This window comes from Algihabitans sp., assembly GCF_965226985.1.
In the GTDB taxonomy this organism is placed as follows: Bacteria; Pseudomonadota; Alphaproteobacteria; order Kiloniellales; family DSM-21159; genus Algihabitans.
The window spans coordinates 2168175-2181067 of sequence record NZ_OZ245712.1; the positions used below are offsets into that span (position 1 = coordinate 2168175).

Below are 12893 nucleotides of genomic sequence, written 5' to 3' on the forward strand. Positions count from 1 at the left end.
CTCGCTAGGTCGAAGGTGTCGCGATGCGCCGTCCGATCAGTACGCGGCGACCCGGCCGGAACTCATCGGCAAAGAGGAAGGGCTCGCTGTGCGCCCGGTCCAGCAGACGGACCTTCTGGAACATCACGCTACAGCTCGGCACGCCCGCCGCATCGAACAGCGGCAGCAGCAACTCGCAGCTTGCCCGAACGCCTGCCATGCCATTGAGAAAGGTCACGAACGCTCCTTCGCAGTAGAGCGGCCGCCGCGTATGCCGAACGATCGCGACATTGCGCAAGACCTGCCCGACCCAGCCGTTGCGGCTGGGCAGAAGCGCCAGACTGCGTCCTGTCATGGTACGTCCGGCTGCCTGCTCGATCTCGCGGCCGGCGAAGCGGTAGACGAGCCCCTTCCCGGCCGCGCCGCTCGGCTCGATAAGAGACAGATGCGCGACGATAGAGCTGGCCGGAGAGGCACCGAGCGAGTTACCGGCAGAGCTGCCCTGACAGCTGCTTGACGGCATACGGTCGAGCAACCGCTCCGTCTCCCGGGTAACTATCGACGGTGACGGCGAGCACGCATCCGAACCCTTCGGCCGAGTTCGCCCCGCAGACGCTTCGCCGATCAAGTCGAGCCAGGCATCGTAGAGCCGCGCGAAATCGCCCTCGGGCAGCCGGGCGCTGTCCGACGCCATCGACGTCGACCTCGCTCCGCTCGCGTTTGTACCCAAGCCGGTCTGAGGCTTTTCGCCTGGCAGGGCTTCGAGGTCGGTCCAGGACCTGTCTGCTGCGTCGGCGAGCCACCCCGCCCGAGTTCCAATGGCCGAGGTTTGCATCGAAGTCTCCAAAGAGCGTCGCGAACTGTTGGCATCTTAAGGTCTTCAACTGTCGTCCCTCGCACCGAACTTCAGATGAACGGCATCCGAACAGCATGTTACAGAGCTCTTTTTTCGCGCCGGCTTCGAACCTTTCGAGCCTCGTCTCGACTTTGAGCGCAAGCAGACTGCAGGAGGCCGAACAGCTGTCGGGGGCGATCCGCAAAGCTGCTCTTCAGCCATGAAGCATTTACTCTGCAGGCGGTCTGCGCTATACGAAGCGCCAGTTGAGTGGACTGACCCTCAGGCAATGCGGAGGTCGCATCGATGCATTTTGAGCTTCATCGACATCATTGACGCGCGTCCGCGCCCTTTGAGCGAGCAGCCTCGACCGGTCTAGGCCCGACCAAGCCCACAAAGACCCCAAGCCAGCTCCGCTCGCGCCGCCGCGCGATCTCTCAAGGCCTTTCGGCCCGAACGAGTCCCCTGCGGTTAGGAGCGAGCGATGTTTCGCCGGTTTGAGCGTCTAGTCGACCATTTTGCCCCCACGTCCGACGAACAGCCGCCCGCTCGGCTGGCAGCCTTCTATTGGCACTATGCCAGGCAGGTTTGGCCGCTGCTGGGGGCCGTCATGCTGGTCGGCCTCTGTGCAGCGCTGGTCGAGGTCGCACTTTTCGCCTTCCTCGGCGAGATCGTCGATCTGGTGCGTGAAGCCGAGACGCCCTCGGCCTTCTTCGCCGAACATGGCAGCACCCTTGCGGTCATGGCTTTCGTCGCGCTCATCCTGCGGCCGCTGGTCTTCGGGCTGCATACCCTGCTGGTCAACCAGTCCATCGTGCCCAGCCTGACCAACCTGGTCCGCTGGCAGACCCATCGCTATGTGCTGCGCCAGAGCCTCTCCTTCTTCCAGGACGACTTCGCCGGGCGCATCGCCAACAAGATCATGCAGACCGGACCCGCGCTGCGGGAATCAGTGGTGCAAACGGTCGACGCACTCTGGTTCGTGGCGATCTACACCGTCAGCGCGCTGCTGCTGTTCCTGGAGATCGACGCGCAGCTCATCCTGCCGCTGCTGCTTTGGGTCGTCGCCTTCGTCGCGACCTTGGCCTACTTCGTGCCGCGCATCCAGCGCCGCTCCTTCGAGGTCTCGGAGGCCCGCTCGATGCTGACCGGCCGAATCGTCGACGGCTATACCAACATCCTGACAGTCAAGCTCTTCGCCCATGCCGAGCGGGAGGAAGCCTTCGCGCGCGAGGCCCTGGAGGAGCATACCGACAAGTTCAGGGCCGAGATGCGCATGATCACGCTGATGGAGGCGACCGTCTGGGTGATCGGCGGCGCGCTGATCGTCAGCACCTGCGGCCTGGCACTGCTGCTCTGGAGTCAGGATCAGATCACCCTGGGCGCCATCGCCTTGGCGACCGGGCTGGTCCTGCGCATCAACAATATGGCCGGCTGGATCATGTGGGTGGTGACTGGAATCTTCGAGAACCTGGGCACCGTACAGGAGGGAATGGAAACCATCGCCCGGCCCCAGCAGGTGACCAACCGCCCGGCCGCGCGCCCGCTGACCGTCGCCCGAGGCGAGATCCGCTATGAAGACATCCGCTTCCACTACGGCAAGGGCGGAGGCGTGATCGAGGACCTTTCGCTGACGGTGCAACCGGGCCAGAAGGTGGGTCTCGTGGGCCGCTCCGGCGCGGGCAAGTCGACCCTGGTCAACCTGTTGCTGCGCTTCCACGACCTTGAGGCCGGTCACATCCTGATCGACGGCCAGGACATCGCTGGGGTGACGCAGGAGAGCCTGCGCGCCCAGATCGGCGTGGTGACCCAAGATCCCTCGCTGCTACACCGCTCGGTTCTGGAGAACATCCGCTACGGCCGGCCCGAGGCCAGCGAAGACCAGGTGGTCGTCGCCGCCGACATGGCCCATGCTCATGGCTTCGTGGCCGATCTGCGCGACGGGCACGGTCATCGGGGCTATGCCGCCCGTGTCGGCGAGCGCGGCGTCAAGCTGTCCGGCGGCCAGCGCCAGCGCGTCGCCCTGGCCCGCGTACTGCTGAAGGACGCCCCGATCTTGATCCTCGACGAGGCCACCTCCGCCCTGGACTCGGAGGTGGAAGCCGCCGTGCAGGAGCAGCTCGCCCGGCTGATGACCGGTAAGACCGTGATCGCCATCGCTCACCGCCTCTCGACCATCGCGGCCATGGACCGCCTGATCGTCATGGACCAGGGCCGCATCGTCGAGGACGGCGACCACGCCAGCCTCCTGCGCCACAACGGCCTCTACGCGCAGCTCTGGGCGCGGCAGTCGGGCGGGTTTTTGGCGCGGGATGCGGGGTGATGGAAGGTGAAGTGATGGAAGGCTGATGCCGACCCGAAACCTGGAGTGCGGCGGGCGAGATATGGCCGTGGACCGATCACTAAGCCTCGATCAGGGCGCAGGGTGTAGACTAGCCTCTGGTGCCAACCGCGCGGGCAGACCACATAACGGATGGTATGCTGACGACACAGAGTTGACGATGCGGGCTACAGCGAGATGAACAAGACGGCCACCCCGACGAGCAGCGAGCGTTTGAAACACCGCATCACCCAGCTGTGCGGCATTCCGCTCATTGGCCCTTCCATCGAGCAGAGACGTGCCGATTTGCACGAGGCAGCAGACACCGGTTCTGTGCCGCGGGGACGAGCGAACTGATGCGAGCCTTCGACCCAACCAACATTCCGGTGATCGCCAACGCCATCGAGCAGGTTCTCGGTCTGGAGCACCCCATTGCCGGCACCGTTCGAGCAGCGGAAACCGATCCCGATCTGGCGCGGGAAGCGTGGAACGCCATCGAGGCCCTTCCGGACGAGCAGCGGCGCGCCATCGCCGGTATCTTGGCCGGCATCATGATGCCTGGTCTCTAGCGACAATAAGGAGGGTGCCGTGCCGCTATTCGATCAAGACCGGATAAAGGATTTGGTGGGCGATCATGCGTCTGCCGATTACGAACTCGACCTGCGGGGACTGTCCTGGGCTGAAGCCCGGATTGCTATCGAGCGGACGCTGGAAGACCATAGCTCCACTGAGGCGACCGCCCTGGTGATTCGCATCGACCCGGCAACACCCACAAGTGGAGAAACGCTGTTCCTACCGGTCGGCCGGCACTTGTTGGAGGCCCGCCGCCGCGGGCGCATCCGCAGTTTCACGCCACTGCCGGAGGGCGACGGCGGAGGATTCCACGTCGAGCTGCCGGGCCATCCAGACCACTCGGACGATCATAAATGATGCCTACTCTTCGACGGAGGGGAGCGCGTCAAAGCCAATCGATCAGACAGTACCGCCGGCGTGTTCGTTCAAGATCTGAATGAGATCGGCCAGCTTGAAGGGTTTGTTCATCGCGGCATCGATGCCGAGCGTTCGGAACTTGTCCTTCTCCTGCAGCATCACATCGGCCGACAGGGAGATGATCGGCGTTCGGCCGCGGCGGCCGGGTAGACGACGGATCCGTTCCGCCGCCTCCAGACCGCCCATGACGGGCATCTGCATGTCCATGAGGATCACGGCGCAGTCGTTGGCCGCCGCGAAGGCGACGGCCTGTTCCCCGTCCTCGACGATGTGATAGCGGCAGGCGAGCTTGTCGAGCATGGCGGAGATGATCTGTTGATTGATCGGATTGTCTTCGGCGACCAGCACGGTACCGTCGATCTGGGTCCGCAGATCCTGTCCACTCGGCAGGGCGGCGGTCGGCGGCTCCGCCAGATCGACCGGGATCTCGCAGCGAAAGGTCGAGCCCTTGCCCGGCTCGCTGGTCGCCGTGATCTGCCCCTCCAGTATCTCGCAAAGCTGCGTGACGATGGCCAGCCCGAGACCGGTCCCCTGAATGCTGGCGCGGGCGGGGTCGCGGATCTGCTCGAACCGTCCGAAGATTCGCGACAGCTCCTCGGCCGCGATTCCGAGTCCGGTGTCCTGCACCGAGATAACCAAACGAGGTTTCGCAGATCCCTTCTCTTGACTGCCGCTGTCTTCCCTATTTGATGCGCCCCCTTCCAACGACAGGGACACGGTAACGGCGCCCTGGTCGGTGAACTTGATCGCGTTGCCGATCAGATTGAAGAGGATCTGACAGATCTTCTCGGGATCGGACCGCAGCCAACCCGCCGCTTCCGGCGCCAGATGGCAACGATAGGCGATGCCCTTCTTCGCCGCACGAGACTCCATGGCGGCGAAGGTCTCTCCGAAGGTCAGGCGACCTTCGAAAACAGTCGCGTTCACGGCGATCTCGCCCGCCTCGATCTTCGACAGGTTGAGGATGCCGTCGATGATCGACATCAGGACATCCGCGGAGTGCAACGCGGTCCGAACGAACCCCGTCTGTTCGTCGGTCAAGGCGCTGCAGCGCAACAGCTCCAGGGACCCGACCAGCCCGGTCAAGGGCGTTCGGATCTCATGACTCATGTTCGAAAGGAAGGCGGACTTGTGGTTGGCCGCTCTTTCCGCTTGATCGCGGGCCTCGCGCAAGGCCGAGGCCGTCTGCGAGAGCGCGAGGTTGGCCGCCTCCAACTCCCGCTCGCGACGCTTTAGGTCGGTCACATCCGTGTGGGCGCCCAACATGCGCAGCGGTGCCCCGGCCTCGTCGCGGATGATCAAGCCGCGGCAGCGGACCCAAACGGTGTGTCCGGCGCGATGCCTGTAACGCACGACTTGATCGTAGGGATGATCCGGATCGGCCTTGTGCGCCTCGAAGTTTTCCAGGGCGCGCTGCAGGTCGTCGGGATGGATATTGGCCTGCCACCAGTCGGGCGAATGTTCCATCTCCTCCTCGGCAAAGCCGAAGAAGGCCTTGAAGCGCGGGCTGAGCCACTCCTGATCCAGGCGTTCGAGATCCCAGTACCAGAGCCCGTCGGACGAGGCGGCTTCGAAGAAATCGAAGATCGCCGAATCGCGGCGCATCCGCTCGTAGAGTTCGCGCTTGAGGTAGTGGTTCAGGTCTCGCTCGGAGGACTGTGCCATACGCCCTAACTGTGTTTGTGCACAAATATTACTTGTGATCGGCGAGGTGATTTCGTGATTTTATCGAATTCGCGCCAAATTGTATTGCGCTATATTTTGTCCGCATAAGTTGTCGCCGCACAGAGTTATGCGCCGGATACGGCGTTATGCTCTGGATACGGTGTTATGCTCCAGATGCGGCGGCCTCCGCCTTCAGCGCATCGAGCAACAGCCCGGCCTCCGGCGGCAGCTCCGCCTTATCCCTCATCGTAATGCCGATGGAACCAAGGGTGGCCGCCGTATCGACCGGCAAGAAAGCGAGATCGCCCCGCCGGACCTGCGGCAGGGCGACACCGCGCGAAATGATCCAGACGGCATCGCTGGCGGCCAGATGGCTGGCGCAGAAGGCGACCGAGGTGCTCTCAATGCGATCCTCGGGCCAGGCGACACCTTGGGACAGCAGGAAGGTCTCGACCAAACGGCGGATCACCGCGGCTTCGGGCGGGACGATGGCGGGATAGACGAGAATATCGTCCAGAGAGGGGCTCGGAGACGCCGTTAGCGGATGTCCGACGCGAACGACGAAGGCCAGCCGGTCGGAATAGAGGTGCGTGAAGCTTAGTCCCCGCATCCGCTCGGGCTCCGGCATGCGTCCGACGATCATATCGAGCTGCCCCGCCCTCAGTTCGCCCAGCAGCCAGCGGCTCGCACCCGTCTCGACGCGCAAGAGCACATGGGGCGCAACCGTCCGCAGCCGTGCGGCGGCGGCGGGCACCAGGGTGCCGGCCACCGTCGGCAGCGCTCCGAGAGCGACCAAAGGCCGGCTGCCGCCCTCTTGGCCCGTCAGCGCGTCGACCCCTTTGCGCAAGGTCAGGCTGGCCGCATCGGCATAGCGCAGGAACAGCAGCCCGGCATCGGTCGGCGTCAGACGCCGGTGCGCCCGCTCGAACAGCGCCACCTCCAGCAGCGTCTCCAGGTCCTTCAGCCTGCGGCTGGCCGCCGATTGGGTGATCGAGAGCCGCCGCGCGGCCTCCTGGACCGAACCGCAGCGCGCGACTTCGGTGAAGCACTGGATGTGGCGCAGGCTGATCGCGGGAAGCTGTTTCATGCGAATTCCGCATACAAAAGACCGTGAAACTCATTTTCTAACGATTGTTTCCTCATCTATCCATGGAGATCCCATCTTCGCCAATGGAGAGTAGACGAGGCCCGCATGGCCAAAATCACCGATCTTGCCAGCGCCGTCCGCGACAACCTGAACCCGGGCGACAGCGTGGCCTTCGAGGGCTTCACGCACCTGATCCCCCATGCCGCCGCTCATGAAGCGATCCGGCAGGGTACAGGCGACCTCACGCTCATCCGCATGACGCCCGATGTGATCTACGACCAGATGATCGGCCTGGGCTTGGCCCGCAGACTCGTCTTCTCCTATGCCGGCAATCCCGGCGTCGGGCTGCTGCGCCGCCTGCGCGATGCGGTAGAGAACGGCTGGCCGAACCGGCCCGAGATCGTCGAACACTCCCATGCGGCCATGGCCAACGCCTACGAGGCTGGCGCCGCCAACCTGCCGTTCGCCGTTCTGCGCGGCTATCTCGGCGCCGGACTGGCGGAGGTGAACCCCGACATCCGCTCGGTGGTCTGCCCCTACAGCGGCGAGAAGCTCGCCACGGTCCCGGCCATCCGCCCGGACGTGACCTTCATTCACGCCCAGAAGGCCGACCGGACAGGCAACGTGCTGATCGAGGGCATCATCGGCATTCAGAAGGAAGCCGTCCTGGCCGCGAAACGCGCCGTCGTCACGGTGGAGGAGATCGTGGAGGAGTTCGACTGCCATCCCAACGCCTGCATCCTGCCTCACTGGACGATCACGGCCGTCGCCGAAGTCCCCGGCGGCGCCCACCCCTCCTACGCGCAGGGCTACTACGGGCGCGACAACGCCAGCTATCTGGAGTGGGACAGGATCGCCACCGACCGCGAGACCTTCCGAGACTGGATGCGAACCCATGTCCTGGAGGCGACGCCGGACGTTTTCGCGACGCGCGTCGCCGCCTTGCGGAGCGCGGCATGACATCTACAGCCACGGCCTTCACGCCCGACGAGATGATGACCATCGCGGCCGCAAGGCCCTTGAAGAGCGACGACGTCTGCTTCGTCGGGATCGGCGCGCCCTCGGCCGCCTGCAACGTCGCGCGCCTGACCCATGCTCCCGGGATCACCTTGATCTACGAGTCCGGGACGATCGGCACGAGGCCGGACGTTCTGCCGCTGTCCATCGGAGACGGCGAGCTCTGTGACACGGCGCTGACGACCGTCAGCGTGCCGGAGATGTTTCGCTACTGGCTGCAGGGCGGCTGGATCACGGTCGGCTTCCTTGGCGCCGCACAGCTCGACCCCTTCGGCAACATCAACACCACCGTGGTCGGCGACTACGCCAACCCGAAGGTTCGGCTGCCCGGCGGCGGCGGCGCACCGGAAATCGCCTCCGCCAGCCGTGAAATCTACATCACCATGAAACAGTCGAAACGTGGCTTCGTGGAGAAGGTCGATTTCTTCACCAGTTTCGGCCATGGCGAAGGGGGCGACCACCGCCAACGCCTAGGGATGACGACTCGCGGTCCTAGCCTGCTGATTACGGATCTGGCGATCTGGAAGCCCGACCCCGAGACCAAGCGCTTCACCGTCGTTTCGCTCCACCCAGGCGTGACCCGCGCGCAGATGGCCGACAGCGTCGGCTGGGACATCGCCTATGCGGCGGACGTCGAGGAAACACCGCCGCCGACCGCCGAGGAACTCAAAGTCCTGCGGGACCTGAAAGCACGGACCAAGGCCGCTCACGAGGCGGCAGGTGCGAAGGCAGCGCAGTAGCACACCTTGAACCGATATATTACCTTAGAATTTTCTCCTAATATATTGATGTATATTAGCTAAAGAGCTTAGGACATCTGGCGAATCAAAACGCTGCCAGCGTTTTTGAGTACTCTAGACTCTTCGCATTCAACCTGCCGAACATCCTCTAGCCTCCAGCATCACCCACGGCATTCGTGCGGCTATAGGACCGTTCGTGCAAGAGAGGCGGCGGTCGCGCGGGCCGGCTCGTGTTCCGGCGCCGCATCCCGTATGAGTTGTGCTGTCGAGAAGAGTGACGAAAGCTCTCGGATAAGGCTCGCCCAAGAGCCGAAAAAACGGACAGAGGAAACGGGCGGCGACCGCGATCAGCAGCGACCAACGGCTGCGGTCGGTGCGTCCGATACCTGCTCAGGAGAGAGAGACAGATGATCCCTGGATCCTTCGAGTATCACCGCCCCGGTTCGGTCGGTGAAACGGTCGAGTTGCTTGCCCGCCTGGGCGAGGAGAGCCGCGTGATCGCCGGCGGCCACAGTCTGATCCCCATGATGAAGCTGCGCCTTGCGGTTCCCGAGCACCTGATCGACCTGCAGTCGGTCGAAGGGCTGAAGGACATCGCCATCGACGGGGGCGACATCACGATCGGCGCGATGGTGACGCAGCACGAACTCATCGAGTCCGAGGCGTTGGCGGCGGCCTGTCCGATCCTGCGCGAAACCTCCAAGCAGATCGCCGATCCGCAGATCCGCTACTGCGGCACGCTAGGCGGCAACGTCGCCAACGGCGATCCCGGCAACGACATGCCGGCGCTGATGCAGGCCCTGGATGCCGACTACCTGCTGGCCGGACCGGAGGGAACGCGTTCGATCAAGGCCCGCGACTTCTACGAGGCGGCCTACTTCACCGCGCTGAACGAGGGCGAGATCCTGACCGCCGTGCGCTTCGCCGCGCCGTCGGCCGGTCACGGCTGGGCCTACGAGAAGCAGAAGCGCAAGATCGGCGACTACGCGACCGCTGCGGCGGCCGTCCTCCTGACCCTGTCCGGCGGCGCCTGCAGCGCGGCCTCGGTGGCGCTGACCAACGTGGCAGACACGCCGCTTTTCGCGGAGGAGGCCAGCACGATCCTGAGCGGATCGAGCCTGGATGCGGATACGGTCGAGCGGGCCGCCAAGGCCGCCGCGGCAATCACCGACCCGGCGGAAGATGGGCGTGGACCGGTCGAGTTCCGCCGTCACCTGACCGCCGTGATGGTGCGCCGCGCCGTCGCAACCGCTCAGACGCGCGCCGCGTAAAAACCGACTGCTTGGACCTGCGCCGCGCGGGCCCGAAAACCCCGACGGCGGCGAGAGACGCGAGGACACCATGGCGAAAATGCATGTAAAGATGACGGTGAATGGCCGCGACGTGGAGGCGCTGGCCGAACCCCGGACGCTGTTGATCCACTTTCTGCGCGAGGAACTGGCGCTGACCGGTCCGCACATCGGCTGCGACACCGGCCACTGTGGGGCCTGTACGGTCGACCTGGACGGCAAGTCGGTGAAGTCCTGCACGATGTTCGTGGCCCAGGCCACTGGCACCTCGATCACCACGATCGAGGGCATCGCCGAGCCGGACGGCACCCTGCATGCCCTGCAGGAGGCCTTCCGCGAGCACCACGGCCTGCAGTGCGGCTACTGCACGCCGGGCATGATCACCCGCGCCTACCGGCTGCTGCAGGAGAACCCGAGCCCGAGCGAATCCGAAATTCGCTACGGCATCTCCGGCAACCTCTGCCGCTGCACGGGGTACCAGAACATCGTCAAGGCGGTGCAGGCCGCCGCCGAGCAACTGGCAGCAGCGAAGGAGGCCGCGGAATGAACGCCCCCACCACAATCGAGGAACGCACGGACAAGCTGCAAGGGCTCGGCTGCAAGCGCAAGCGCGTGGAGGACGCCCGCTTCACCCAGGGCAAGGGCAACTACGTCGACGACATCAAGCTGCCGGACATGCTGTTCGGCGACTTCGTTCGCTCCCCCTACGGCCATGCCCGCATCAAGTCGATCGACGTCGCGGCCGCCATGGCCGTGCCGGGCGTCGTCGCGGTCTTGACGGCGGCCGACCTCAAGCCCCTGAACCTGCACTACATGCCCACCCTGGCCGGCGATGTGCAGGCCGTGCTGGCCGAAGAGAAGGTGCTGTTCCAGGGACAGGAAGTGGCCTTCGTCATCGCCACCGACCGCTACGCGGCGGCAGACGCCATCGAACTGGTTGAGGTGGACTACGAGGCGCTGGAGCCGGTGGTCGACCCCTTCAAGGCGCTGGAGCCCGACGCGCCATTGCTGCGCGAGGACATCAAGGACAAGACCGAGGGCGCGCACGGCCCGCGCAAGCACCACAATCACATCTTCACCTGGGAAGTCGGCGACGCCGAGGCGACCGACAAGGCGCTGGTAGAAGCCGAGGTGACCGCCAAGGAGATGATCGTCTATCAGCGCGTCCATCCCTGCCCGTTGGAGACCTGCGGCTGCGTCGCCTCGATGGACAAGATCAACAACAAGCTGACCTTGTGGGGCACCTTTCAGGCCCCCCATGCCGTGCGGACCATCGCCTCGCTGATCTCCAGCATCCCCGAGCACAACATCCGCGTCGTCTCGCCGGACATCGGCGGCGGCTTCGGTAACAAGGTCGGCGTCTACCCCGGCTACGTCTGCGCCATCGTCGCCTCCATCGTGACCGGTAAGCCGGTCAAGTGGATCGAGGACCGCATCGAGAATCTCTCGAGCACCGCCTTCGCGCGCGACTACCACATGGCCGGCGAGATCTCGGCCACCAAGGACGGCCGCATCACCGCCCTGCGCTGCCACGTGACCGGCGACCACGGCGCCTTCGACGCCTGCGCCGATCCTAGCAAGTGGCCGGCGGGCTTCTTCAACATCTGCACCGGCTCCTACGACATTCCGACGGCGCACGTGGTGGTCGACGGCGTCTACACCAACAAGGCGCCGGGCGGCGTGGCCTATCGCTGTTCCTTCCGGGTGACCGAGGCTTCCTACTTCATCGAGCGGATGGTCGACGTCCTGGCCCGCAAGCTGGAGATGGACCCGGCCGAGATCCGGCAGAAGAACTTCATCCGCGCCGAACAGTTCCCCTACACCTCAGCGCTGGGCTGGGAGTACGATTCCGGCGACTACGACACCGCCTTCACCAAGGCGCTGGAGACCGTCGACTACAAGGGCCTGCGCGCCCAGCAGGCGGCAAACCGCGAGGCCTTCGCGCGCGGCGAGACCCGCAAGCTTATGGGCGTCGGGCTGGCCTTCTTCACGGAGATCGTCGGTGCTGGGCCGGTCAAGAACTGCGACATCCTGGGCGTCGGGATGTTCGACTCCTGCGAGATCCGCATTCACCCGACCGGCTCCGCCATCGCGCGCCTGGGCACGATCAGCCAGGGCCAGGGTCATGCCACCACCTACGCCCAAATCCTGGCGTCCGAGATCGGGATCCCGGCCGACCAGATCACCGTCGAGGAGGGCGACACCGACACCGCCCCCTACGGTCTGGGCACCTACGGCTCGCGCTCGACCCCGGTGGCCGGTGCCGCCGCTGCTATGGTCGGGCGCAAGATCCGCGCCAAGGCACAGATGATTGCCGCCTACCTGCTGGAGGTCCACGAGGACGATCTGGAGTGGGAAGTCGACCGCTTCCAGGTGAAGGGCGCGCCCGAGCGCTTCAAGACCATGACGGACATCGCCTTCGCCTCCTACAACCAGGCGGTTCCGGGGATCGAGCCGGGTCTGGAGGCCGTCTCCTACTACGATCCGCCGAACATGACCTATCCCTTCGGCGCCTACATTTGCGTTGTGGAGATCGATGTCGACACCGGCGTGACCGACGTGCTGCGCTTCTACGCGCTGGACGACTGCGGCACGCGCATCAACCCTATGATCATCGAGGGGCAGGTACACGGCGGCCTGACCGAGGCGCTGGCCATCGCCATGGGCCAGGAGATCACCTACGACGAGATGGGCAACGTGAAGGGCGCGAGCCTGATGGACTTCTTCCTGCCCACGGCGGTAGAGACTCCGGTCTGGGAGACCGACCACACGGTCACCCCCTCGCCGCATCATCCAATCGGTGCCAAGGGCGTCGGCGAGAGCCCCAACGTCGGCGGCGTCTCCGCCTTCTCGAACGCCGTGATCGATGCCTTCGGACATCTCGGCCTGACCCACAGCCAGATGCCGCACGATCACTGGCGCGTCTGGAAGACGGCGCAGAGCCTGGGCCTGACCGGGTGAGCCTCTTGAG

The 12893-nt window shown here is 64.9% G+C and carries 11 protein-coding genes; 8 read left to right on the forward strand and 3 right to left on the reverse strand.

Annotation, left to right across the window (positions count from 1 at the left end; genetic code table 11):
• Nucleotides 1-4 precede the first annotated feature (4 nt).
• Nucleotides 5-673, reverse strand: coding sequence for a hypothetical protein (locus ACO054_RS09985; RefSeq protein WP_421710290.1), 669 nt, complete (start codon nt 671-673; stop codon nt 5-7).
• 625 nt (nt 674-1298) lie between these two features.
• On the opposite strand from ACO054_RS09985, the gene ACO054_RS09990 reads away from it, so the two are divergent.
• From ACO054_RS09990 to ACO054_RS10000, 3 genes are all read left to right on the forward strand, one after another.
• Nucleotides 1299-3137 carry an ABC transporter ATP-binding protein gene (locus tag ACO054_RS09990; RefSeq protein WP_421710291.1) on the forward strand — a complete coding sequence of 613 codons (1839 nt, stop codon included), beginning with the start codon at nt 1299-1301 and terminating at the stop codon, nt 3135-3137.
• 353 nt (nt 3138-3490) lie between these two features.
• Nucleotides 3491-3703: a hypothetical protein gene (locus tag ACO054_RS09995; protein WP_421710292.1), complete on the forward strand. Its 213-nt coding sequence runs from the start codon at nt 3491-3493 to the stop codon at nt 3701-3703.
• Between the two features lie 19 nt (nt 3704-3722).
• Nucleotides 3723-4064, forward strand: coding sequence for a hypothetical protein (locus ACO054_RS10000; RefSeq protein WP_421710293.1), 342 nt, complete (start codon nt 3723-3725; stop codon nt 4062-4064).
• Between the two features lie 42 nt (nt 4065-4106).
• On the opposite strand, the gene ACO054_RS10005 is transcribed toward ACO054_RS10000, so the two are convergent.
• Together ACO054_RS10005 and pcaQ are read right to left on the reverse strand one after the other, a co-directional pair.
• Complete coding sequence (locus tag ACO054_RS10005; RefSeq protein WP_421710294.1) at nt 4107-5789, reverse strand: ATP-binding protein; 1683 nt, start codon at nt 5787-5789, stop codon at nt 4107-4109.
• 163 nt (nt 5790-5952) lie between these two features.
• Nucleotides 5953-6876: a pca operon transcription factor PcaQ gene (pcaQ, locus tag ACO054_RS10010; RefSeq protein ID WP_421710295.1), complete on the reverse strand. Its 924-nt coding sequence runs from the start codon at nt 6874-6876 to the stop codon at nt 5953-5955.
• Nucleotides 6877-6981: 105 nt separating this feature from the next.
• On the opposite strand from pcaQ, the gene ACO054_RS10015 reads away from it, so the two are divergent.
• The 5 genes from ACO054_RS10015 to ACO054_RS10035 all read left to right on the forward strand — a co-directional run bounded on the left by ACO054_RS10015 (nt 6982) and on the right by ACO054_RS10035 (nt 12883).
• A complete protein-coding gene (locus ACO054_RS10015) occupies nt 6982-7836 on the forward strand; it encodes a CoA transferase subunit A (protein WP_421710296.1) in 855 nt (284 codons plus the stop codon).
• Nucleotides 7833-8633 (forward strand): CoA-transferase subunit beta, encoded by an 801-nt coding sequence (locus tag ACO054_RS10020; protein ID WP_421710297.1) that lies wholly within the window; start codon nt 7833-7835, stop codon nt 8631-8633. The genes ACO054_RS10015 and ACO054_RS10020 overlap by 4 nt, the downstream gene beginning before the upstream one ends.
• 407 nt (nt 8634-9040) lie before the next feature.
• The gene (locus ACO054_RS10025) at nt 9041-9904 is read left to right on the forward strand and encodes an FAD binding domain-containing protein (protein WP_421710298.1); all 864 of its coding nucleotides are present in this window, start codon (nt 9041-9043) and stop codon (nt 9902-9904) included.
• 70 nt (nt 9905-9974) lie between these two features.
• The gene (locus ACO054_RS10030) at nt 9975-10469 is read left to right on the forward strand and encodes a (2Fe-2S)-binding protein (protein WP_421710299.1); all 495 of its coding nucleotides are present in this window, start codon (nt 9975-9977) and stop codon (nt 10467-10469) included.
• Complete coding sequence (locus ACO054_RS10035; protein WP_421710300.1) at nt 10466-12883, forward strand: aerobic carbon-monoxide dehydrogenase large subunit; 2418 nt, start codon at nt 10466-10468, stop codon at nt 12881-12883. Before ACO054_RS10030 ends, ACO054_RS10035 begins: the two co-directional genes overlap by 4 nt.
• The last annotated feature ends 10 nt before the right edge of the window (nt 12884-12893 follow it).

Bases quoted from the DNA above. Each gene is read 5' to 3' on its own strand.
- ACO054_RS10020 (WP_421710297.1), top strand. From the start codon at position 7,833: ATGACATCTACAGCCACGGCCTTCACGCCCGACGAGATGATGACCATC.
- ACO054_RS09985 (WP_421710290.1), bottom strand. From the start codon at position 673: ATGGCGTCGGACAGCGCCCGGCTGCCCGAGGGCGATTTCGCGCGGCTC.
- pcaQ (WP_421710295.1), bottom strand. From the start codon at position 6,876: ATGAAACAGCTTCCCGCGATCAGCCTGCGCCACATCCAGTGCTTCACC.
- ACO054_RS10035 (WP_421710300.1), top strand. From the start codon at position 10,466: ATGAACGCCCCCACCACAATCGAGGAACGCACGGACAAGCTGCAAGGG.
- ACO054_RS09990 (WP_421710291.1), top strand. From the start codon at position 1,299: ATGTTTCGCCGGTTTGAGCGTCTAGTCGACCATTTTGCCCCCACGTCC.
- ACO054_RS10030 (WP_421710299.1), top strand. From the start codon at position 9,975: ATGGCGAAAATGCATGTAAAGATGACGGTGAATGGCCGCGACGTGGAG.
- ACO054_RS10015 (WP_421710296.1), top strand. From the start codon at position 6,982: ATGGCCAAAATCACCGATCTTGCCAGCGCCGTCCGCGACAACCTGAAC.
- ACO054_RS10025 (WP_421710298.1), top strand. From the start codon at position 9,041: ATGATCCCTGGATCCTTCGAGTATCACCGCCCCGGTTCGGTCGGTGAA.
- ACO054_RS09995 (WP_421710292.1), top strand. From the start codon at position 3,491: ATGCGAGCCTTCGACCCAACCAACATTCCGGTGATCGCCAACGCCATC.
- ACO054_RS10005 (WP_421710294.1), bottom strand. From the start codon at position 5,789: ATGGCACAGTCCTCCGAGCGAGACCTGAACCACTACCTCAAGCGCGAA.